Source organism: Asanoa hainanensis (assembly GCF_900188485.1).
Lineage (GTDB): Bacteria > Actinomycetota > Actinomycetes > Mycobacteriales > Micromonosporaceae > Asanoa > Asanoa hainanensis.
Window position 1 is genome coordinate 41,782 of sequence record NZ_FZPH01000009.1, and the last position, 22,753, is coordinate 64,534.

Consider the following 22,753-nt stretch of genomic DNA (forward strand, 5'->3'; position numbering starts at 1 on the left):
GCACCCTCCACCCTCGACGGAGGCCCCTCATGCGACGACGCATGTTCGCCCTGCTCCTGTCCGTCTCCCTGGCGCTCATGGTGCCGATGCCGGCCTCCGCGCACGCGTCCGGGCTGCCGCGCGGGGTGTCCGTCGCGCGCGACGGCAACGGTATCGCGCACATTCGGGCGGGCAGCGAACGCGACCTGCTCTTCGCGCAGGGCTGGGTGCACGCCTCCGACCGGCTGTTCCAGATGGACACCACGCGCCGGCAGGCCTCGGGCACGCTGGCCGAGCTGCTCGGCCAGTCGGCGCTGCCCGGTGACATCGAGGCGCGGACGATCGGGTTGCGCCGGGCGGCCGAGCGGAGCCTGCCCGTCTACTCCTCGGACCTGCGACGGAACCTCGACGCGTACGCCGCGGGCGTCAACGCCTGGGTCGCGAGCCATCCTTTGCCGGCGCAGTACGCGGCCCTGCGGATCACGTCGTTCGCGCCGTGGACCCCGGTCGACAGCATCGTGCTGCTCAAGGCGATCGCGTTCAACCTGTCGTTCGACCTCGACATCGAGCTGACGGTCGCCGCCGACGCGTACGCCGCCGCCGGTTCGCAGGCCGGTTTCGACGGAGCGGCGCTGTTCAGCGACGACCTGTTCCGCGCGGCGCCCTTCGACGCGGCCTCCACTGTGCCCGACGCGACCCGGTCCCGGGCTGTCGAGGTGTCCGACGACGCGCTGCGGCTGGCGCGCGACTACCAGGGCCGGGCCGAGCGCACACCGCTGCTGGCCCAGGCCGTCGACCGCACCTTCACGCTCGGCTCCAACGAGTGGGCCATCTCGGGCCGGCACACCAAGTCGGGCCGGCCGATCATGGCGAACGACCCGCACCTGAGCCTGACCACGCCGGCGACGTTCTATCCCGTCGGGCTGCGCGGCGGCGGCCTCGACGTGCAGGGTGAGAGCTTCGCGGGTGCGCCGTACGTCATCCTCGGGCAGAACAAGCGGGTCGCCTGGGGCGCCACCACGAACCCGATGGACGTCACGGACACGTTCGTCGAGCGGCTGGTGCCGTTCGCCGGGTCGCCCAGCGGCCTGGCCACCGTCTATCAGGGCCAGCCGGAGCCGGTCCTCGCGATCCCGGAGACGTACCGCGTCAACGTGCTCGGCGAGCTGGTCACCGTGCCGGCGGGCGGCGCCGTGCCCGCCGCCACGCTGATCGTGCCGCGGCGCAACAACGGCCCGATCGTCTCGCTCGACCAGTCCACCGGGACCGCGCTGTCGGTCCAGTACACCGGGTTCTCGGCGACCCGCGAGATCGAGGCGGCCCGCGGGTTCAACTACGCGCGTGACATCGGCGACTTCCAGCGGTCGCTCGACTTCTTCGACGTGGGCTCGCAGAACTGGTCCGTGACTGACGTGAGGGGGCACATCGCCTACTTCACGAGCGCGGAGATGCCGCTGCGCGAGGACCTGGAGGCGGGCGCGGTGCGGGGCCGACCGCCGTACCTGCTGCGGGACGGCACGGGCGGCAACGAGTGGCTGCCGGCCAGCCGGACCTACCGGGGTCAGGCCCTGCCCTACGAGATCCTGCCGCCGGCCGAGATGCCGCACGTGGTCGACCCTTCGGCCGGATTCTTCGTCAACGCCAACAACGACCCGGCCGGCACCACATTGGACAACGACCCGGTCAACGAACGCCGCCCGACCGGGGGCATCTACTACCTCAACGTCGGCTACGACGGCGGCTTCCGGGCCGGCCGCATCACCGATATGGTGCGCGCGTCGATCGCCGGCGGCCGCAAGGTGACGGTGCGCGACGTCCAGGACCAGCAGGCCGACGTGACGCTGCTCGACGCCCAGTTCTTCCGCCCGTACCTGGTGTCCGCCCTGCACCGGGCCACCCGCAGCTCCACCCCAGCGCTGGCCGCGCTGGCCGCGGACCGCCGGGTGGTCGAGGCCGTGGGCCGCCTCGCCCGCTGGGACTGCACGACGCCGACGGGCATCCCGGAGGGCTACGACGCCACCGACGTGGCGGGTCACCGGCGCCCACCTCGATCTGACGAGGTGGCCGACAGCGTGGCGGCGACCATCTACTCGGTCTGGCGCGGGCAGTACGTCAAGAACGTGATCGACGTGCGCCTGGCGGGCCTGCCGCAGCCCAGCGGCCCGGAGGCCCTCAAGGCGCTGCGGGTCCTGCTGGAGCGGTTCCCGTCCCGCCAGGGCGTGGGCACGTCAGGCGTCGACTTCTACGCGGTGCCCGGAGTCGCGTCGGCGGCGGACCGGCGGGACGTGCTCTTGCTGCGCAGCCTGTCCGACGCGCTTGACCTGCTGTCCGGCCCGTCGTTCGCGGCGGCGTTCGGCGGCTCGACCCGGCAGGACGACTACCGCTGGGGCCGGCTGCACCGGGTGACCTTCTCGGCGCCGCTGGGCGCGCCGTGGTCGATCCCGCCGGCGGGTGGCGCCTTCCCGCCGCCCTTGCCGGACCTGCCGGGCGTGCCGGTCGACGGCGGCTTCGGCACGGTAGACGCGGCCAGCCACAACGTCCGAGCGGACTCGGCCACGGAGTTCACCTTCGGCGGCGGCCCGGTCCGACGCGCCGTAGCCCAACCCACCCGCAACGGCATCGAGGCGGTCTCGTCGCTACCGGGAGGCACGAGCGAAACCCTCGGCAGCCGCTGGTACGCCAACCTCCTGCCGCAATGGTTGACCAACGAGACCTACGAGGTGGAACTGGGCCGTTAGCCGGCGGGGCGGTGCACGCGGTCCTCGCCCTGGCCGCATTGGCATAGTAGGCCCGTGCCGAACCTGGACTTCTACGCTGCGGAAGACGACTGGTCCGCCGTGCTGCACGCCGTGTTCGACCTGGGGCTGTTCCGCGTCTTCGAGTCCGACTCGCGGCACGACCACGAACTGCGCGAGTTTCGAGCCGTCAACGAGGTATCCCCCGACCGCCACGGTCGGCACCTGCAGCTGCTGGTCGTGGGCGCCGGCCCGGAGCCAGTGGCCAGACGCATCAACTACCTTCCCGGGATCGTCGACGCCACCTTCCGATATACCTGCGAAGGCTGGGGCCTCATCCAGCTGCTCTACGGCGGAGCCTTCGGAGACCGTGAGCTGCGCTGGAGCCACACCAACCACAACACCGAGAAGCGCGCGACATCCTGGGCACGAACCGTGGACCACCTGGGCGATCCCGCCGCATGGGACTGGCCAGCCGTCACCAGCGCTTCCGGCGAGCTGAACCGGGCGATTCGCCGGATGGCCGTCGACAAGATCAGCTCACATCCGGTACTCCCGCAAGCCGCGCGGGTCATCGCGGGAGCGAACCTGCGATACGAGTACGGAATGGGGATCCACGCAACACCAGCATTCGGAATGACTTCCTGATCAGCTGGTCAAGCTTCCTGTTGCCACACATCGCTACCGTGATCGAAGGAGATCGTTGCGGCCGAGCGGGGGGCGCCCACGTGGCACGGCGGGAGATCGACGAGAAGATGTTGACTCGGATGCGCAACCGGCGGGCATGGTGGTGGGCCGTGTGGGCCACGCCGGTCACTTATCTGGGCTGGCTGGGCGTTCTGATGGGGGCAGCTCTGCTGCTGGCCCTTCCCGGTGCGCGGCTGGCTCAGGTGGTCCTCGGCATCGTCGGTCTCGCCGTGGGGGCGGCGGTGGTCAAGGCAATGGCAGTGGAGCTCGTCATCCGGCGCACGCTTGACCGCTCGACACGGTTCTCGATGCGCGCGCTGGACCGCGACGTCAATCGTCGCCAGATCTACCGGAAGACGCGCTGGGACGCCGTGGTGTGCAGCGGCGCGCTCCTGTGGGCCCTCTTCGGCCTGTAACGACGAACAGGGCGCGGTGACCCCGATGTCACCGCGCCCCGTCGTCTCCCTACCGGATCAGGTCGCGGGGGTTCCCTTCACCTTCAGGTCGGTCAGCCGGCCGATGTTGTCGAACGAGCCGAAGCCCACCCGACCCGAGCTGAACGTCGTGTCCTTGGCGGTCATCAGCGGGTCCTTGTCACCGTCCACATAGACCGCGATCTCGCCGGTCGCCGGCAGGTGCTTGACCCGCACCGTGTGCCACTTCGCGTCGACGATCGCGGGGTTGGCGCCCAGCGAGCGGCCGTTCCACTGGTAGTCGATCCGCTCGCGGTCGGCGTTGTTGACCTTGAAGATGCCGTTGTGCGGGTAGATCGTGTTGTCGGTCGAGACGTGCGCGTAGTAGAACTCCGTGTCCGACCTGTAGCCGAACACGATGATCACGTCGCGGTTGGTGATCTCGACGGGGGTGTCGAGCCGGACCTCGCCGGTGACCTCCACCGCGCCGAACACCGGGCCTGCGGTCAGCACCGCGTACTCGAAGGGGCGTCGGGGTCCGGGTCGGGCCTCGCCGGCCTCGGCCAGGATGACCTCGTTGTCCTCGAACCGCCACTTTGACGGCGTGACCGGCGCCCAGTTGGTCGGGCGCATGGTGTCCCGCACCGTCACCGAGCCCACGGATCCGCTGGCGAACTCCCGCGTACCCGTCACCTTCCAGATCTTGCCGTTGGCCTTGGCCAGGATGTAGAGCTCGCCCTGCGCGTCCGTGCCGAACCGCAGGTCGACCCGGTTCGGGTCGCCGGGCGCGCCCGGTGCCGACAGGTCCTGCATGCGCACCGGCGAGCCCGCGGCGTTGAACAGCGCCAGCCGGTGGATCGTCGCCGGGGTGCGGCCGCGGCGCATCTCGGATGCCTCCGTGTACATCACCCGGCCGTCGACCAGGTCACCGAAAACGTACTTGCCGCGCAGCTTCGGCACGTCCTTGCCGCGGTAGACGAAGCCGCCCGCCACCGCGACACCCACGTCGGCGGTGCAGTTCCAACCCGGTGCCGGATCATGGTCGTACGCGGCGACGGGGTATACGTAGCCCGCGTCGTCGGCCGGCAGCGGGAAGATGCGGTCGCACGGGTTGGTGGCCGTCTTGTCGAAGACGAACGCGCCCTCGCGCTCGCTCCAGCCCATGTTGTCGCCGGCGCGGACCTCGTAGATCGCCTCGATCGCGTGCTCGCCGATGTGGCCGAGGTAGAGCTTGCCGGTGCCGCGGTCCCAGCTGAACCGGTGCGGGTCGCGGTAGCCGTACGAGAAGATCTCGCCGAGCTTGCCGGCCTGGCCGACGAACGGGTTCGACGGCGGGATCCCGTACGCCCCGTTGGCCGCGTTGGTGCCCAGCGGGTCGATCCGCAGCAGCTTGCCGTGCGGGATGGCCAGGTTCTGCGGGTCGGTGTTGCGGGCGCCGAGGCCGCCGTCGCCAACCGCCAGATACAGGTTGCCGTAGTCGGCGTCCCCCCGCCGGGCCGTCGGGTTGAAGTTGATCTCCTGGATGCCGTGGACCTGGCCGCCGAACCCGACCCGCAGGACCTCGCGGCGGGTGCCGGCGAACGTGCCGGCGGACGGGTCGGTCGCCGTCCACTCGTTGATCACACCGTGGAACAGCGTGCCGGTCTGCTGCCAGTCGGGCACCTCCGGCGTCAACGACGCCTGCTCCGTGTGGATCGTGTAGAACTTGCCGTTGCGCTTGAAGTTCGGGTGGAACGCGACGTACCCGAAGCCCTGGCCGAGGCCGCGGCCGGAGAAGAACTGCGGCGCGAAGGTCGCGGCGACGTCGAGGTAGACGTGCGGCACCCCGTTCTCGACGAGGTAGAGCTTGCCGTTGAGGTCCGGCACGGCACGGCGGCCCGAGCCGTCGGGCAGCTCCATGATCGTGTTGATCCGGGCCTGGCGCATGAGCCGCCCGTCGGTGGGCGCCGGGGTGGGGTCGGTCTTGGGGAACGACGCGTACTCCTCGAGCACCAGCCCGAGGCGGCTCTGCACCTGGGCCTCGGGCACCGGGTCGTAGATGGCGTCGGCGGCGCGGGCCGGTGACGCGACGAGCAGAGACAGGGCCAGCGTGGCGGCGGTGAGGCAGGCGGTGGCGATGGGTCTACGCACGCGATCTCACTCCGTTCTCAGGGACGGGTCAACGCATGTGCCGGTACTGCTTCTCGACGTCGCGCGCCGAGACAACGGTGTCGAGGAACATCAGCGAGTCCATCCGGCAGTCGCACGGGTTCTGCTCGCGGGTGTCCTGCGGGAAGCTGCCGCCGATCTTGATGCCGCGCGGGTCCGACGCCGTGGTGACGTGCGGGCCGGGGCCGCCGACCAGCCACGGGTCGTCGGTGCGGGTGTAGAACCCGTCGACCGGCTTGCCGTTGCGGTAGAGGGCGAGCGTGCCGTCGGCGAAGTTGAAGGTGGCGGCCAGGTGCACCCACTCGCCGCGCGGCAGCAGCTCCTGCCACGGCTGGCTGGCCGCGAACGTCTGCGAGTTGCCGCCGTCGATCCGCCGGCCGAGCGCCACGAGTCGGAGCTCGCCGTTGACGTCGATCAGCTCCAACAGGGCGCGTACGCCGTGGCCGTCGGAGTCGCCGGTGAGCACGCCCGCCAGGCCGATCGCGTTGAACCGGTCGTCGGGTGCGGGCGTGACCGAGTTGAGCGCGGGTGCGTCCATGTCCACGTTGAACCAACCCATCACGGTGGTACCCGCGACGGAGTTGAACGCCCGCAGGGTACGCACACCGGGCTGGGCGTAGATGCCGGCCTTCCAGTCGTCGTTGCCGGTGACGGTGGGGTCGACCTGTTTCGTCTGTAGGGCGTTGCCCGAGCCTCTGAACGCGCGGTCGCGTACCCGCATCGATGTGCCGCCGTTGACCAGGTCGATCTCGGTGCCGGAGCGGCCCTGGTCGCGTTCGAGGGCGGCGTCACCCTTCACCGGGTGGTCGAAGTCGTAGTAGGCGACCAGGTCGCCGCGCAGGGACGGGTGGACGTCGCGCGGCCCGTCGTTGCTGGCCGCGGCCGGGACGGCGGCCGCGGTGACCAGCCCGGCGGTGAGGACGATGGCGAGGACGGCTTTCCGCATGGGCGTGCCTCCTAGGGACGGGGTTCGGCGGGTCGACCGCCGAGGTACAGCTCTGCGAGTTGCGGGTCGGCGACGAGCTGCGCGGCCGGCCCGGAGATGTGGACGCGCCCGAGGTCCAGGACGCAGCCGAGGTCGGCGGTCTCCAGCGCCCGGCGGGCGTTCTGCTCGACGAGCAGCACGGCCGTGCCGGCGTCGCGCATCCGGACGACCTGTTCGAAGACGGTGGTGGTGGCCTTGGGGTCCAGGCCCATGGACGGCTCGTCGAGCAGCACGACCTTGGGGTCGACCATCAGGGAGCGGGCGAACTCGACCTGCTTCTGCTGGCCGCCGGAGAGGAGGCCGGCGAGGCTGGTCCAGCGGTCGGCGACGACGGGGAACAGACTCTTCACGAATTCGGTGCGGTCGCCGACAACGGCCTTGTCTTTGAGGGTGTACGCACCGAGCAGGACGTTCTCCGCGACGGTCATCTCAGGGAAGACGCTGTGGCCCTGGAGCACGTGGGCCACGCCGTTGGCGAGCATCCGTTGTGGACCCTGCCCGGCGACGTCGACGCCGCCGACCAGGATCTTCCCCGCGCGTGGCGCGAGCAGGCCGCTGGCCACCTTGAGCACGGTGGACTTGCCGGCGCCGTTGGGGCCGACGAGGCAGACGATCGTGCCCGCAGGCACCGCGACACTCAGTCCACGTAGGACCGGGGCGGCACGGCCGTAGCCCGCCTGGACGTCGACGAGCTCGAGCTCAGGCACCAAGGTAGGCTCCCAACACGCGTTCGTCCGTGCGGATCAGCGACGGCGGGCCCTCGGCGATCGGCCTTCCCCGGTCGAAGACCACGATGTGGTCGCTGATGCTCATCACCAGGTCCATGTTGTGCTCGACGATGACGAACGTGCGTCCTTCGGCGTTGAGGTCGCGGACCAGGGCGCCGATCCGGTCGAGCAGCGCCGGGTTGACGCCGCCGGCCGGCTCGTCGAGCAGCACGGTCTCGGGCTCGCTCATCAGCACGCCGGCCAGTTCGAGGAGCTTCTGCTGGCCCCACGACAGGTTGCGCGCCTCGGCGTGGGCGAGGTGCTCGATGCCCAGCTTGGTGAGCCAGCCCCGGGCCCGGTCGGTCTCCTTGCGGCCGCCGGCACCGCGCAGCAGGTTGACGCCGCGTGGTCGGGTGGCGGCCAGGACGTTGTCGAGCACCGTCATCCGGGGGAAGACGCGGCAGAGCTGGAAGGTGCGGCCGAGCCCGGCGCGGGCAATCGCATGTGGACTGCGGCGGGTGATGTCGGCGCCGGCGTAGCTGATCCGACCGCTGTCGGGCCGGATCAGCCCGGTGACGCAGTTGAAGAACGTCGTCTTGCCCGACCCGTTGGGGCCGATGAGCGCGTTCACCTTGCCGTGCTGGAAGCTCACGGTCGTCTTGTCGAGCACCAGGTTGCCGCCGAAGGCCTTGGTGAGCTCAACCGTTTCGAGACTGCGCATGCTGTGGCTCACCTCCGATCGCGGCTACCTCGCCGGCCGTCACCTCACGGATCGAGGTCTCCGTGGTGGGGGAGAGGCGCCGCAGCAGGGCGCCGAGGGCGGGCAGGACGCCGTCGGGCATGAAGAGCACGACCAGGGCCAGCAGGACGCCGGTGGCGACCAGGTGCAGCGGGGTGTTGCCGAACTCGACCTTGAAGTACTCCAGCGCCGACCCGACGATCAGTGCGCCGACCAGGGGGCCGAACAGGTTGCGGACGCCGCCGAGCAGGGCCATCAGCACCATGTAGGAGCCGGTCAGGATGGAGAACTGGAAGATGGGGTCGAGGTCGCCGAACCAGAGGGCGTAGAGGCCGCCGGCCAGCCCGGTGAAGAACGCCGAGACGACGAACACGACCAGCTTGTACGCGAAGGTCGGCGTACCCAGTGTCTCGGCCTTGTCCTCGTCTTCCCGGATCGCCTTGAGGCCGAGCCCGAAGCGGGAGCGGTCGATCAGCCACCAGACTGTCAGCGCGATCGCCAGCAGGGCGAGGAAGAGGTAGAAGAAGACGCGGTGGTGCTCCGGTCTGAGCATTCCCGGGAACGGGCGGGGCACGTTGAGGCCGCGGGAGCCGCCGGTGAACGACGCCCAGCTCTGGAAGACCAGCAGGGTGACGAGGACGAGGGCGATCGACACGATGACGAACGAGGCGCCGCGTACGCGCAGGGCAGCGTACCCGATGGGGATCGCGATGGCCGCGACGATTGCCGCGCCGGCGGCCAGGGCCACGAAGCTCGGCAGGCCGCCCTTGGTGACGAGCAGGCCGGTGCCGTAGGCGCCGAGGCCGGCGAGGGCGCCGTGCCCGAGGGAGATGTAGCCGGTGAAGCCGCCTACGAAGTTCCACGAGGTGGACAGCACGGCGTAGTTCAGGACGACGATCCCGACCGAGAGGATGTACGGGTTGGGCGCGAGCTCGGGGAACGCGAGCGCGACGGCCGCGAACGCCACGATGGCGATGCCTGTCGCTAGGCGTTTAGAAACGCTGGGCAAGGCGACCTCCGAAGAATCCCTGCGGCCGGATCGCCAGCGTGAGGAACAGCGCGAGGTAGAAGACCGTCTGCGCCCAGGTGGTGCCGAGCTCGATCTGCAGGAGGCTCTGCGCGAGGCCCAGCACCATTGCGGCCGCGGCGGCGCCGGGCACGCTGCCGAGGCCGCCGACCACGATGATGGCCATCAGCGGGCCGATCCAGTGCCAGTGCAGGGACGGGTAGATGGTGGTATCGAGGCTGAGTGCGGTGCCGCCGATGGCGGCGGTGGCCAGGCCCAGCCCGAAACCGAAGCCGGCGACGCGGTCGGTGTCGATGCCGACGAGCTTGGCCGCGTCCCGGTGCTGGATTGTCGCGCGCAGGGCCCAGCCGAACGTGGTCTTCTTCATCACCAGGTAGAGCGCGGCGAGGGCCACGCCGGCCAGGCCGAACGCGATCAGCTTGACCACCGCGATGCGGCCGCCGAACAGTTCGAGGCTGGCCGACCCGTAGCCGAGTTGGATGCGCCGTTGGGTGCCGCTGAACACGTAGCCCAGCAGCCCTTCGATGACCACCGCGATGGCGAAGGTCAGCAGCACCGACATCATCGTGAGGGTGACGGCGCGCAGTCGGGCCAGCAGCAGGCGTTGCAGCAGCACCCCGCAGCCGAAGAACAGCGGGACGGTCACCAGCATCGACAGCAGCGGGTCGATGCCCAGCTCGGTGTGTGACCACCAGGCGAGGTAGGCGGCCAGGATGAGGAACGCCGAGTGGGCGATCATCACCACCCGCATGATTCCGAAGTAGAGCGTCAGCCCCGCCGCCAGGAGGGCGTAGAGCCCTCCCAGCAGCAGGCCGAGGATGACGCTCTGGAAGAGCAGGGCGCCGGACGGCATGGTCAGCTCACCAGGCCGGCTTCGGGTAGACGAGGTCGGACTCCTTGGCGTCCGCCGGCAGCACGATCTTGATCTCGCCACCGACCCACTGCTGGATCATGTGGGCACCCTTCGGCCGGCCGGCCTCGTCCCAGGACAGCGGTCCGACGACCGTGTCGACGGTGGCCGTGCGTACCCAGTCAATGAGTTTCTGCTGGCACTCACCCTGGTCGGCGCACCCGGCGGCGGTGATGGCGGCGGCGACGACCTGACCCGTGGTGTACGCGTTGGCCTCGTCCTCCTCCGGAGGCGAGCCGAACTGGGCCGTGTATTTCTCGACGAACTCCTTGTTGCTCTCGTAGGGCGCGTCCTGCGTGTAGCCCGTGGGGGAGAGGATGCCCTCGGTCTTGTTGCCGATCGCGGCCGCGAACTCGGGGCTCGTCGGAGCGGTCGAGAAGGCGGCGAGCTTGGGCTGGTAGTTCAGCTGTTGGAGGGCGACGATGAGGTTGACGCCGTCCTGGTACTGCGAGCCGCCCACCAACATGTCGGCCTTCGACGTCGCGATCTTCGCCGCGATGCTGCTGAAGTCGGTGGTGTTGGGCGGGTAGACCTCGTTGACCACGGTCTTGACGCCGGCGGCCTCGAGCTTGTCCTTGAGACCGTAGGCGGTGCCCTGGGCGAACGGGTCGTCCATGGCCGCGTAGGCGACGGTGGTCGGCTTCTGCCCTTCGGGGAGCGCGAGCAGGTATTCGGCCAGGTGGTTGTAGTGGTCGTTGGCCACCGCGGGGGCGGCGTAGAACAGGTTCTTGAACCCCTGCTCGAACACCTCCTTGGCGGCGCCGGCTGGCTCGACGAAGAGCATGCCGTATTCCTGGGCCACTCTTGCCGCTGGCACGACCAGCCGGGTCGAGAAGGGCCCGACCACGATGTCGACCTGGTCGCTGCCGATGAGCTGCTCGTAGTCGGCCACGACCCGGTCCGCATTGGACTGGTCGTCGAGAATCTTGAGCTCGATCTGGCGGCCGAGCAGGCCACCCTTGTCGTTGGTGATCTTCGCCCAGGCCTCGTAGCCGCGCTGCACGCCCTTGCCGGGCTCGGAGAAGTCTCCGGTGAGCGGCAACGAGATCCCGACGACGATGGGCCCGTCGTTGTTCGCTTCTTCTGGTTCGTCTCCACCGCAAGCGCCGAGCGCGAGAGCAAGCGTTGCCCCGACCGCGGTGATCCATGTGGTTTTCCGGTTCGTCATCTCCGGGCGCTCCTTCGAGCCGGTGACGGAAGCGCTTGCGAAAGCGCTTTCGTAGCCTAAGCTGTGGCATGCGGGGCTGGCAATAGAAAGATTTCGCTAGATCAATGTGCCGCGTGGGAGTCGCGTATGCCCAAGCCAGGATCACGGTTGCGCCTCGTGGATGTGGCCGAGGCCGCGGGCGTCTCGCTGGCCACCGCCTCCCGGTCCTTGACGGGGCGCGACGGGGTGAGCGAGGAGGTCGCGTCGCGGGTCCGCCAGGTGGCGGCGTCGCTGGGGTACGTGGTCAACCCTTATGCGCGGACGCTGGCCGGTGGGGCGAGCTCGTCGGTGGGCCTGGTGGTGCACCAGGTCGACGACCCGTACTTCTCGGAGATCGCGGGCGGGGTGATCCAGGTCGCGGGGGAGCAGGGCCTGATGGTGCAGATCTGCCATTCGGGCCGGGACCCGCACTACGAGCTACGCCAGATCCGCCACCTGATCGCACAACGGGTGGGGGTGATCATCATCGCGGGGTCGGGCTATGACGACCCGCGCACGGAGGCGGAGACCAAGGCGGAGCTGACGGCGTTTCAGAACCTGGGCGGTCGGGTCGCGGTAATCGGCCGGCATGCGTTGGGCGTGGACGCGGTGCTGCCGGACAACGAGGCGGGGGGTTTCGCGCTCGGCGCACACCTGCTCTCGCTTGGCCACCGCCACCTGGCTGTAGCAGCGGGCACGGGCGGCCTGACGACGGTCACGGACCGAATGGCGGGGGTGCTGCGCGCGCTGCGCTCTCTGGGCCTGGACCCCTCATCGCTCCCGGTGGTGCACACAGACTTCACCCGTGATGGCGGCTGCCGTGCCGCGGAGCAGATCCTGCGCGACCACCCGGACACGACAGCCATCATCGCCCTGAACGACGCGATGGCGATGGGAGTGCTGTCGGTCCTGCGTGGCCTGAAGATCTCGGTCCCGAAAAAGATGTCGGTAGTCGGCTTCGACGACGTCTCAGTCGCGGCGGACCTGGCACCGTCGCTGACAACGGTCCGGTTGCCGATGACTGACATGGGACGGATGGCGCTAGAGCTGGCCCTCAAACCACCGTCGACCCGAGCCCGCCGCAGATCGACCGGCCACACCCTAGTGGTCCGCGACTCAACTGGCCCACCCCGCCGCTAACGCGTGCCGCCGGCCGGTCCGACTGCCTCGGACCATAGACCTCCGCTCAGACGGATCGGATACTGAGCATCGTTAGCGTCGACATGCCCTTCGAGCGCGTAGCGCGGAGCCTTAAATGGGTGGTTGCGCGGAACCCGACCACACAGGTAGAGGCAAGGAGCGGAAGCCACCGATCAGACAAGCCCCAAGCCTCGGATCCACTCACCCGAACTTCAAAGTGAAGCAAAAAGAGGAACTTGATCTCTAGCGCCCCAGGTCAACAAGTCTGCTCCCCGCGCACGCGGGGATGGTCCCATGGTCAACTTGACAGAGTTGACGGGTGCCAACTGCTCCCCGCGCACGCGGGGATGGTCCGTACTTCGCGGTGCGGCCCTCGTCGTGCCGGAGCTGCTCCCCGCGCACGCGGGGATGGTCCTACCAGGGCCCGATCGCGGAGACGGTCGGGCTCCTGCTCCCCGCGCACGCGGGGATGGTCCCCAGTTGCGCCGAGACTGGCGCGCTGGCGTGCCCTGCTCCCCGCGCACGCGGGGATGGTCCCTGCTCACCGACGGAGGCCAGTGATGGCGGTCCCTGCTCCCCGCGCCCGCGGGGATGGTCCCTGCTCACCGACGGAGGCCAGTGATGGCGGTCCCTGCTCCCCGCGCACGCGGGGATGGTCCCAACGGATTCGGGATCCCGCTCGGCGTGGCGGTCTGCTCCCCGCGCACGCGGGGATGGTCCTAGATGAGCGCCAGCAGTAGCAGTAGCGCCATCCTGCTCCCCGCGCACGCGGGGGTGGTCCCTCGGCGCTGCCGAGGCGAGTCTCAAGTGCGTCCTGCTCCCCGCGCACGCGGGGATGGTCCGGGGGCGTGGCGTGAGCGAGCGAATCCTGACGCTGCTCCCCGCGCCCACGGGGATGGTCCGGTCGGCTTTCTGCCCGGCGAGTCCGGCTGGGCCTGCTCCCCGCGCACGCGGGGATCGGGCGCGGATCCCGGCCGGCCGGGCCAGCACGGCGACCGTAACGAAGGACCGAAAGCGATGCCCGGCTGCGCACCGCGATCCGCGCGCCAACCGTACCCTCAGCCCGCTTGTGAAGATCCGGCCCAGATGTTGAGGTCCGACTCGGTCGCGTGGCGGTCGATCTCGCCCAGCTCCTCCGCCGTGAAGCTGAGGTTGTCCAGCGCCGTCAGGCTGTCGTCGAGCTGCGCGACGCTGCTGGCGCCGATCAGCGTCGAGGTCATCCGCGGATCGCGCAACGTCCACGCGAGCGCCATCTGCGCCAACGTCTGACCCCGGCCAGCGGCGATGTCGTGCAGCGCCCGGATCTTCCGGAGGTTCTCGTCGGTCAGCCAGGCCGCGTCGAACGACCCCTGCCGGGCGGCGCGCGAATCGGCCGGAACCCCGTTGAGATAGCGGTCGGTCAGCAACCCCTGGGCCAACGGCGAGAACCCGATGCAGCCGACCCCCTGCTCGCCGAGCACGTCGAGCAACCCGTCTTCGATCCAGCGGTTCAGCATCGAGTACGAGGGCTGGTGGATCAGCAACGGCGTACCCAGGTCGCGCAGGATCTGGACCGCCTGCGTCGTCATCGCCGGCGAGTAGGACGAGATGCCCACGTAGAGCGCCTTGCCCTGGCGCACCGCGGAGTCGAGCGCGCCGAGCGTCTCCTCGAGCGGCGTTTCCGGGTCGAACCGGTGCGAGTAGAAGATGTCGACGTAGTCCAGGCCCATCCGCGACAGGCTCTGGTCGAGGCTGGCCAACAGATATTTGCGCGAACCCCAGTTGCCGTACGGCCCGGCCCACATGTCATAGCCGGCCTTGGTGGAGATCACGAGCTCGTCCCGGTGCGGCCGCAGGTCCTTGTCCAACAGGATGCCAAAGGCTTCCTCGGCGGACCCGTAAGGCGGTCCGTAGTTGTTGGCCAGGTCGAAGTGCGTGACACCCCGGTCGAAGGCCCGCCGCGCGATGGCCCGCTGGGTCTCCAACGGCCGCTCGCCGCCGAAGTTCTGCCACAACCCGAGCGAGATCGCGGGCAGCTTCAGCCCACTGCGCCCGGTGCGGCGGTAGCTCATCGAGTCGTAACGGTCCTCAGCGGCGGCGTAGCTCATGGGGCATAGCTTTACATGGTCTTCGCGAGGTAGCTCTGCACGGTGTCGTCGGCCACAGCCTGGAAGAGGGCCTTGGCCTTGGTCTTGTCCGAAAGGACGACACTCTGCCCGTCGCGGGTGGCGGTGCCGGCGTTGGGGCTACCCATGAAGGTGAGGTCGGCGCTCCGCAGCCCGCGCAGCTCGACGGCCGTGTCGACGAGGTCGAAATCCTGGTCCACGGTCAGGGATTTGGTGGCGGCCTGCAGGAAACTGTTGAGCTTGACGGGATTGGCGAGCGTACCGGCGCTAGCGGCCTTGTCCAGCAGGGCCTGCAGGAACTCGCGCTGGTGGCGCTCACGACTGAAGTCCCCGTCGGCGAACTGGTAACGCTGCCGCACGTAGTCCAACGCCTCGGCCCCGTCGAGGTGCTGCGTGCCCTTCTTGAAGGTCCGGTAGGGCGCGTGGATGGACTTGATCGTCTTCTCGATCTTCAGATCGACGCCACCGAGCGCGTCGACCACGTCGGCGAACCCGCTGAAGTCGATCAGCGCCACGTGGTCGATGTGCACACCGGTGAAGCCCTCGACGGTCTGGACGATCAACGGCGTGCCACCCCACGCGTACGCTGCGTTGATCTTCGCCATGGTGTTGCCGTTGTTGCCGTCCGGCGAGGTCGGCACGAACACCCAGGTGTCGCGGGGGATCGAGATGACCTCAGCCTTCTTGTGGTCGGCATCGACATGCAAAATCATGATCGTGTCGGTACGGGAGTCGGCCGTCTTGTCGGGGTCGCGGGAGTCGCTGCCGAGCAGAAGCACGTTGAGGGCGCCCTGGACGACCTGAGTGGGCCGACTCTCCTGAGGCACGTCCTTGAACGCGTCGGTACGCGCAAGGTGATTGTTGAGTGACCGTCCGTAGGCCCAACCGGCGACAACACCGCCGATGCCCAGCAGCACCACGACCGCCAAAGCCCCGATCAAAATCCGTTTCGTCCTACGCCGCACGATCCAAGCCCATCCGTCCCACCGAAACCAAGCCAATCCCCGAACGTGAGCGACGTTATATGTCGTTCCTGTGTGCTTTCTTGGAGGTCTGTGTTGATCTTCGGCGTTGTGCGGCGACGGTGATCGGCGCTAGCAGCCGACTCAGTTCTGCGCCGCCAGCGCCGGTCGCAGATCGGTGAATCGCCGGGGGAGCAGGGCGGCCTTCTGTTCGGGGAACTCGTCACCTCCGCAGCGGTAGATGCGGGCGCAGTTCTGCCCGCGCGTCTCGGTCGTCAGTGCCCGCCGTGCGAGCGGTGAGTACATGGTGCTGTGCTTCACCCAGGCGGCCTCCTCTCCGTGCCGGTCGAAGCCGCGCCCGCTTCCCGCGTGCCCGAAAGCGTCGTGGACCGCGCGGAACCAGTCGTTCTGCCCGTCGCTGAGATAAGGGTGGGCGTTGCCGCTGGCGGCGCTCGCCCACACCTTCAATCGGCGGAACCGCAGATCGTGAACCATGGACCCGACTTCCGTGTACGGGTCCTCGTCGACGAACCGCACGGTCACTCCCAGGCCACCGAACTCGGTGCGGCCGATCAGGAAGTCGAACTGGTCCCGGGTTTCGCGACAGAACGCGGCGTACGCGGAATAGGCGCGCTCTTCGCGGATCGGCGCGGCCAGGTAGGCGTCCGCGATCTCCGCGCCGACGTCCGGATCGAGCCGCACCCGGGCGTACACCTCGGTCGGGATGTCGACCTTCGAGCCGAACTTGCTCGAACCACTACGCAGGTACTCGACCGGTGGGAAGGGCAGTGACGGCGTGGGTACGAACAACGGTGTTCATGGTCCTCCTCGGGTAGTCGGAACTGGGGAAGCGTCAGCGGGCCGCCGAGCTCTTCCGGTGGGTGGCCGCAGGCGCTCGGTCTTCGGTGGCCCGCTGCTCGCGGCGCAACTGCTCACTGAACAGGCGGATCTCGGATACCCGACGGTCCTGATAGAACTTCGCGATCTTGCCGATGGTCGTGCTGTGCCCCCGACGCGGCATGTGGACCCCTCCGTGGAAGTGCGTAAACCAGGAACGGTGAACAAGGTAGCGACTGTGAACACTATCCACAAGCGCTTTGTCGATGCTAGCGTTCACGTGTGACAAACGAGCCGACAGTGACCATGGGTGAGGCCACGCTGACCGCCAGTGGCATCGCGCGACTTGCCAACGTCGGCCGGGCCGCCGTGAGCAACTGGCGCCGCAGGTACGCCGACTTCCCAGAGCCCGTCGGCGGCACCCCGGCGAGCCCGTCCTTCGCCGCGCGCGAGGTGGAACAGTGGCTGAGCCGCCACAACCGGCTGCACGAGCTCGGCACGGAGCAGTGGGCGTGGCGGCACATCGAGAGCTACCAGCCGGCGGCGGAGGTCAGCGACGTCCTGGCCCTCTGCGGTGCGCGCCTGCTGACCTTGGCGCGTGGCGCCTCGGCCGACGCCGTGCCCACGCCGCGTGAGCTCGTCTCTCAGCTCGACTCACTCGATCCGGGGCTGGCGCGGCTCGTCGCTGGTATCGCACCCAAACGGTGGACGCCACAGCATCACACCGTGCTGGGCACGATCGACCAGCTCGCCACCGAACTCGATCCGGAAGCCGCCTTCGAGTATCTGCACCGCCAGTTCGTGTCCTCGGCCCACTCGCTATCTGGTCTGGCGGGCACCCCGGACACCGTGGCCGCGGCCATGGTGGCGCTCGCGGGCTCGGGCCCGGTCACGTTCGACTTCACCAGCGGGACCGGATCGCTGCTGCGGACGGCCGCCGACCGCGCGCTCGCTAACGGGTCGTCGACGCGGTGCTACGGGCAGGAGATCAAGTCCGAGTACGCGTTGGTCGCATTGCTGCGGCTGTGGTTCGTACATCTGCGCAGTGGTCTTCCGGCGGAGCCGCCGCTCGTCCACGTGGGTGACAGCCTGCTCGCGGACGCGTTGCCGGACCTGGCAGCCGACGTCGTCGTGGCGAACTTCCCGTTCGGTGTGCACGACTGGGGCAATGAACGGCTCGCTTACGATCCACGGTGGACATACGGTCTGCCGCCGCGCACCGAACCGGAGCTAGCCTGGGTGCAACACGCCTTGGCCCACCTCGCGCCCTCCGGCACCGCGGTCGTGCTCATGCCGCCGGCCGCCGCCTCGCGGCCGGCCGGCCGGCGCATCCGCGCGGAGCTGATCCGTCGGGGAGCACTGCGGTCGGTGATCGCGCTTCCGGGCGGGCTCATGCCACCGACCAACGTTGGCCTGCATATCTGGGTGCTCAGACAGCCGTCGTCACGCGCCGGTTCGATTCTCATGGTCGACGCCACCGCCGCCCCGGCCGACCAATCCCTGTCCGAGGTGGTGGGGACCATTTGGCGTGCGTACGCCGGTGATTCGTACACCGAAGAGCCTGGCGTCCACCGCGCGGTGCCGGCCATCGACGTGCTCGACGACCAGGTGGATCTGACGCCGCAGCGTTATCTGCCGCAGGCCGACGAGACCGCGTCCGACCCGACGGAGGTCGTCGCTCGGCTCAAGGACTTCGACCAACGCATCGAGTCTTTGCGGCAGAGCGTGCCAGTGGTGACGGCAGCACCGCCGGGATCGTCGCGGCCCGCGCCCCGGGCGGAGATCGCCGACCTACTCCGGTCAGGCAGCGTCTCGGTTTTACGCGCCCTGGCCCGCAACCGACCGACGGAGGACGACACGACCGCGGTAGTCCTGACCCCTGGCGACGTGCTGTCCGGAGGGTCCGCGACAGGCTCGGCGACCCGCGCCACCCCGGGCCCACAGGTGCGCGCCGGCGACATCCTCATTCCGATCGTCGGCCACAAGATCACCGCCAGGGTGGCTGCCGAGGACCAGGTAGGAGCCGAGTTGGGCGCCGGCGTCCAACTGGTGCGGCTGGACGCGACGGTCTTCGACCCGTGGTTCGTCGCTGGTGTCCTCTCCCGAACAGACAACGCCCGGGTAGCCGGCCGAACCTCCAGCACTGTCAGCGGCACCTTCCGGATCGACATCAGGCGCCTGGCCATTCCCGTGCTGCCGTTGGAACAACAGCAGCGCTACGGGCTGGCCTACCGACGGGTGGCGGAGTTCCGTGCACAGCTCGATGTGGTGGCGGAGGTCGGCGCGGCGTTGGCCCGGGAGATCGGTGACGGGCTCACCGCGGGCGGCCTCGAACTCTCGCCCGAGTAGGTCTCAGCCGTCGAGGTCACGGAGGAGGGCGGCAAGGTCCTGCCGCTCGCTGCGCCCCAGTGCAGTGAAGATCTCCAGTGACTCGGTCGCTGACGTCCCGCGCTGCCTCGATGTCGCCGGCCGCTCGCTGCGCGCGAGCCAGATGATGCAGCACAGAGGCGACGCCGACCGGGGCGCTCTGTGTCCGCGCGATCTCGAGCGTCCCCGCGAACAACTCCAGCGCCGCCGACAGGTTGCCGCCCGCCAACGCGACCTCTCCGGCAAGGTCGAGGGCGTCCTTGCGGGCCAGGGCGAACGGCGCTCGTGCGACCAGTGCCAGTGCCTGCTCCGAGTGCTGACGGGCCGCCCCCAGGTCCCCGGCGCGCAGGCTGACCCGGCCCAGTGCGATCTCGACCATCAACAGGCCGAGCGGCTCGTCCACCTCGCGGAGGATCTGGACCGCCTCGTGGTAGCGCATCGTCATCTGCTCGTACCGGCCGCTTCGGCGCAGTGACTGCGCCAGGGCGATGAGCACGTTGGCTTCGCCTGCGCGGTCGCCGGCTGTTCGCATGACTGTCAACGCGCGGGCGTACTCGGACCGGGCAGCCGGCGGGTCGTCCATCTCCAGCAGCAGGTTGCCGAGGGCTAGCTGTGCCCAGCCGAGCTGCACCGGCACCGGCGAGGTGTCGAGCCGCGCCACAGCCCAGCCCACCGCGGCCAATGCCGGCCGCCAACGGCCCAGCACCCGGTACGCCATGCTCAGGTACGTGGCCGCCGTCGCCGCACGCAAGGAGTCGCCACCAACCGCATAGGCCCGGCGTGCCGCTCGCAGCGGGCCGCGCGCTGCCAACGGCCGACCGCTGCGCTGCCACACCATTCCCAGTCCGAGCTGCAGCGCGGCAGCGCCCTCCGGACCCGGCCCGGCCGCGAGCACCCGCCCGGCCGCATCCGTCCACTCCGGACCGTACGCGTGCGTCAAAGCGACATTGGTCGTCGCACAAACCAGCCGCCACGCCAGCGTGACCCAGCCGCGGGCGACGCAGTCCAGCGCCGCGGACAACACCAACGCCTGATCCACCGGCGAGGTGGCCGGCCCGGCCGGTGCGGGCTCCGCCGGATAGGGCCGCGACCCCAGGTCGGCCCGCAACGCCTGACTCAACAACGCCTCGTAGCCGCGCCGCAGCGCGGCCACATCCGCGTCCTCGCAGAGTTCCCGGGCAAAGAGCCGCACCAGGTCGTGCATCCGATACCTGAGCTCCTGCCCGGTATCCCACACGGACACCAGCGACGCAGCCGACAGCCGCTCCAAGCGTCGTGAGGCGTCCGGAAGACCGACGTCCAGCAGCGCGGCCGCGAGCGAAGCGCCGGCCGACGGCACCGGCAGCAGAGCCAGCCGCCGCAACAGCAGGGCCGCCGACTCGTCGACCAGTCGAAGGCTCTCCGCGAACACGGCCCGCACATCCCGGTCACCCACGGCCAGCTCGTCCAGCCGCGACCGCTCGTCGTCGAGCCGCGCCGCCATCCGTTCCAGCGACGTCCCCGGTTGCCGGGCGAGCCGCACACCCACGATCCGCAACGCCAACGGCAGGCCACCACACAGCGACAGGAGCCGGCGGGCCGCGTCGGGCTCGTCGACCGTACGCGATCGCCCAGAGACGTTGTCCAATAACGCCGCCGCGTCACGCGCGCCCAGCACGCCCGGCTCGACCGCGACGGCCCCGTCGAGACCGGACAAAGTAGACCGCGATGTCACGATGGTCCGGCATCCAGGCGCGCCCGGCAAAAGCGGCCGCACCTGAGCCTCACCGGCCGCGTTGTCCAGGACCAGCAACGGCCGACGTTCGGCCATTGTGGACCGGTAAAGACCAGCTCGGGCATCCCGGTCCGACGGCACCGACGGCCCGGGCAGACCCAACGAGCGCAGGATCGAGCCCATCACCTGGTACGCCTCCGGCGGCGAAGGCTCCGTCCCGTGCAGGTCGACGAACACCGCCTCGGTGTCGAGCCGGTGCGCCAGGTGCACCGCGAGCGTCGTCTTGCCCGCGCCACCCAGCCCCGAAGCACAGACGGTCACGGGCCGAGCAAAGGCGCCAGAGAGCAACGCCCCAACCCGCTCCAGCTCAGCCACCCGCCCGGTGAAATACGCGACGTCGGCCGGCAACTGGAGAACGCGCGGCGCGGGCCGCGCCGGCGACCCACCGAACCACGCCCGGACCAGAGCGACCCCAGCCCCCGTGTCACCGAGCAGCACATGCCGTTCCAGCGAACGCAGCTCCGCACCAGGATCAAGCCCCAACTCGTCAGCCAGAACCTGCTGCGCCCGCCGGTACGCGGCCAGCGCCTCCGCCTGCCGACCCTCCAGCGCCAACCCGAGCACATGCAGCACCCAGAACCGTTCCCGCAACGGCTCGGCCAGCACCAGGTCGGCGGTCTGCTCGGTGACCGGCCGACCGGCGAGCAGGTCGACGGCCAGGTGGCGTTGGAGTGCCTCCATCCGTTCGGCGTCGAGCAGCCCGCCCGCCGACCGGATCCGTTCGCCGGACGCGTCCTGGCACGCCCGCCCGCGCCACAGCCGCAACGCCGCCTCGTACCCTTTGCTCGCTCCGGACCAGTCCGCGGACGCCGCCCGCTGTGCGGCCCCCGCTGTCAGGGACCGGAACGCGCCCAGGTCGACCTCGACGGCGTCCGCGGCCAACCGGTAACCCGCCGGGTGCGTGGCCAGCAGCACCTGCGGGTTGAGACCGGCCGGTGCGAAGGCCCGCCGGATCCGGTGCACGGCGATCTGCAGCTGGTTGACCGCCGTGCGCGGCGGGGCCGCGCCCCAGACCATGTCGACCAGGTCGTCGACCTGCACGAGTACGCCCGACCGCAGCGCGAGCGCCGCCAGCACCGTCCGGGCCGGGGCACTGGTCAGGGCCGCCACCACGCCATCCGCCACGATCTCGACGGCACCCAGGATCCGAACTTCGACAGCGGGCACAGCCGCACGCTACCGCTGCCGCGCCTCACGAAGCCCGGCGCTCTCGCGCGGTGAGACATCGTCTGACCCACCCGTCCCACGATCGCCGAGCGGGGTTTGGTTTGGCGATTGGCGGTTACGGGTGGATTGGTCCGATCAGACGAGGGAGACCACCATGGCATTGCCCACGATCGTCCTGGTGCACGGCGCCTGGGCCGACGCGGCCAGCTGGAACGGTGTCGCGTCCGTGTTGCAGGCGCGCGGATTCACGGTCTACGCCCCACCGAACCCGCTACGCGGCGTGACCATCGACGCGCCGTACATCGCATCGTTCAACGCCCAGCGTACGAGCGGGCCCGTGGTCCTGGTTGGACACTCGTACGGTGGCCTGGTCATCACCAACGCCGCCCTCGGCGGCGGCGACGTGAAAGCGCTCGTCTACGTCGACGCGTTCATCCCCGACGAGGGCGACACGACCTTCGGGATGCTGGCCAACGCCGGTTCGGCGCTGGACGTCCCGGACCCGTCGACGGTGTTCGACGTGGCCGGCTACCCGGGCGGTCCGCAGGGCGACGCCGACGCGTTCCTCAAGCCGGACGCCGTGCACCAGTCCTTCGCGCAGGACTTGCCGGAGGCGGACCGGTGGCTGATCGCCGCGGGCCAGCGGCCGCTGACGTTGAGCGCCAACCAGATCCCGTCCGGCGCACCGGCGTGGAAGAGCCTGCCGAGCTGGGCCGTGATCGGCACGCAGGACAAGATCATTCCGCCGGTGGCGCAGCGCCGCATGGCCGAGCGGGCGGGCGCGACCATCACCGAGGTCGAGGCCTCGCACGTCTCGCTGATCTCGCATCCGGAGGCGGCGACGGACGCCGTTCTGGCCGCATCGGCGGCTGTCGGTGGGTGACT

18 protein-coding genes and 1 CRISPR repeat array are annotated in these 22,753 nt (G+C 69.7%); of the genes, 6 read left to right on the forward strand and 12 right to left on the reverse strand.

The annotated features are described in order from the left end of the window. Positions 1-29 precede the first annotated feature (29 nt). The 3 genes from CHC05_RS21825 to CHC05_RS21835 all read left to right on the forward strand — a co-directional run bounded on the left by CHC05_RS21825 (position 30) and on the right by CHC05_RS21835 (position 3,817). The gene (locus tag CHC05_RS21825; protein WP_089251768.1) at positions 30-2,717 is read left to right on the forward strand and encodes a penicillin acylase family protein; all 2,688 of its coding nucleotides are present in this window, start codon (positions 30-32) and stop codon (positions 2,715-2,717) included. A 54-nt stretch (positions 2,718-2,771) separates the two neighbouring features. Beyond that, entirely contained in the window at positions 2,772-3,362 is a 591-nt protein-coding gene (locus CHC05_RS21830; protein ID WP_089251770.1) for a hypothetical protein, read from the forward strand. Between the two features lie 80 nt (positions 3,363-3,442). Further along, positions 3,443-3,817 carry a hypothetical protein gene (locus CHC05_RS21835; RefSeq protein ID WP_089251772.1) on the forward strand — a complete coding sequence of 125 codons (375 nt, stop codon included), beginning with the start codon at positions 3,443-3,445 and terminating at the stop codon, positions 3,815-3,817. Between the two features lie 57 nt (positions 3,818-3,874). Here CHC05_RS21835 and CHC05_RS21840 read toward each other — a convergent pair whose 3' ends face one another. From CHC05_RS21840 to CHC05_RS21870, 7 genes are read right to left on the reverse strand one after another with little or no spacing between them, the layout of a single operon-like run. Continuing rightward, positions 3,875-5,944 (reverse strand): PQQ-dependent sugar dehydrogenase, encoded by a 2,070-nt coding sequence (locus CHC05_RS21840; protein ID WP_089251774.1) that lies wholly within the window; start codon positions 5,942-5,944, stop codon positions 3,875-3,877. Positions 5,945-5,972: 28 nt separating this feature from the next. Continuing rightward, positions 5,973-6,908 carry a LamG-like jellyroll fold domain-containing protein gene (locus CHC05_RS21845; protein WP_089251776.1) on the reverse strand — a complete coding sequence of 312 codons (936 nt, stop codon included), beginning with the start codon at positions 6,906-6,908 and terminating at the stop codon, positions 5,973-5,975. A gap of 11 nt (positions 6,909-6,919) precedes the next feature. Further along, the gene (locus tag CHC05_RS21850) at positions 6,920-7,654 is read right to left on the reverse strand and encodes an ABC transporter ATP-binding protein (protein WP_245871142.1); all 735 of its coding nucleotides are present in this window, start codon (positions 7,652-7,654) and stop codon (positions 6,920-6,922) included. After that, positions 7,647-8,375: an ABC transporter ATP-binding protein gene (locus CHC05_RS21855; protein WP_089251780.1), complete on the reverse strand. Its 729-nt coding sequence runs from the start codon at positions 8,373-8,375 to the stop codon at positions 7,647-7,649. Before CHC05_RS21855 ends, CHC05_RS21850 begins: the two co-directional genes overlap by 8 nt. Continuing rightward, entirely contained in the window at positions 8,353-9,360 is a 1,008-nt protein-coding gene (locus CHC05_RS21860) for a branched-chain amino acid ABC transporter permease (RefSeq protein WP_245871143.1), read from the reverse strand. Before CHC05_RS21860 ends, CHC05_RS21855 begins: the two co-directional genes overlap by 23 nt. Before the next feature lie 25 nt (positions 9,361-9,385). Continuing rightward, positions 9,386-10,273: a branched-chain amino acid ABC transporter permease gene (locus CHC05_RS21865; RefSeq protein WP_089251784.1), complete on the reverse strand. Its 888-nt coding sequence runs from the start codon at positions 10,271-10,273 to the stop codon at positions 9,386-9,388. Positions 10,274-10,280: 7 nt separating this feature from the next. Next, positions 10,281-11,498: an amino acid ABC transporter substrate-binding protein gene (locus CHC05_RS21870; RefSeq protein ID WP_089251786.1), complete on the reverse strand. Its 1,218-nt coding sequence runs from the start codon at positions 11,496-11,498 to the stop codon at positions 10,281-10,283. Positions 11,499-11,654: 156 nt separating this feature from the next. Between CHC05_RS21870 and CHC05_RS21875 the strand changes: the two genes are divergently transcribed. Beyond that, entirely contained in the window at positions 11,655-12,656 is a 1,002-nt protein-coding gene (locus CHC05_RS21875) for a LacI family DNA-binding transcriptional regulator (RefSeq protein WP_245871166.1), read from the forward strand. 265 nt (positions 12,657-12,921) lie between these two features. Next, positions 12,922-13,619: a CRISPR direct-repeat array (repeat unit 28 nt; unit sequence CTGCTCCCCGCGCACGCGGGGATGGTCC). 95 nt (positions 13,620-13,714) lie between these two features. Here the strand turns inward: CHC05_RS21875 and mgrA are convergent. From mgrA to CHC05_RS41600, 4 genes are all read right to left on the reverse strand, one after another. Further along, entirely contained in the window at positions 13,715-14,743 is a 1,029-nt protein-coding gene (gene mgrA, locus CHC05_RS21880; RefSeq protein WP_089251790.1) for an L-glyceraldehyde 3-phosphate reductase, read from the reverse strand. 11 nt (positions 14,744-14,754) lie between these two features. Beyond that, a complete protein-coding gene (locus CHC05_RS21885; protein ID WP_245871144.1) occupies positions 14,755-15,681 on the reverse strand; it encodes an LCP family protein in 927 nt (308 codons plus the stop codon). Between the two features lie 186 nt (positions 15,682-15,867). Beyond that, a complete protein-coding gene (locus tag CHC05_RS21890) occupies positions 15,868-16,533 on the reverse strand; it encodes a hypothetical protein (RefSeq protein ID WP_245871145.1) in 666 nt (221 codons plus the stop codon). Between the two features lie 43 nt (positions 16,534-16,576). Then, positions 16,577-16,744 (reverse strand): hypothetical protein, encoded by a 168-nt coding sequence (locus CHC05_RS41600; protein ID WP_179266312.1) that lies wholly within the window; start codon positions 16,742-16,744, stop codon positions 16,577-16,579. Between the two features lie 98 nt (positions 16,745-16,842). Here CHC05_RS41600 and CHC05_RS21895 point away from each other — a divergent pair, with 98 nt between their 5' ends. Further along, positions 16,843-18,909: an N-6 DNA methylase gene (locus CHC05_RS21895; RefSeq protein ID WP_089251794.1), complete on the forward strand. Its 2,067-nt coding sequence runs from the start codon at positions 16,843-16,845 to the stop codon at positions 18,907-18,909. Positions 18,910-18,925: 16 nt separating this feature from the next. Here CHC05_RS21895 and CHC05_RS21900 read toward each other — a convergent pair whose 3' ends face one another. Then, positions 18,926-21,868, reverse strand: coding sequence for an AfsR/SARP family transcriptional regulator (locus CHC05_RS21900; protein ID WP_089251796.1), 2,943 nt, complete (start codon positions 21,866-21,868; stop codon positions 18,926-18,928). A gap of 154 nt (positions 21,869-22,022) precedes the next feature. Between CHC05_RS21900 and CHC05_RS21905 the strand changes: the two genes are divergently transcribed. Beyond that, a complete protein-coding gene (locus tag CHC05_RS21905) occupies positions 22,023-22,751 on the forward strand; it encodes an alpha/beta fold hydrolase (protein ID WP_089251798.1) in 729 nt (242 codons plus the stop codon). Positions 22,752-22,753: the final 2 nt, after the last annotated feature.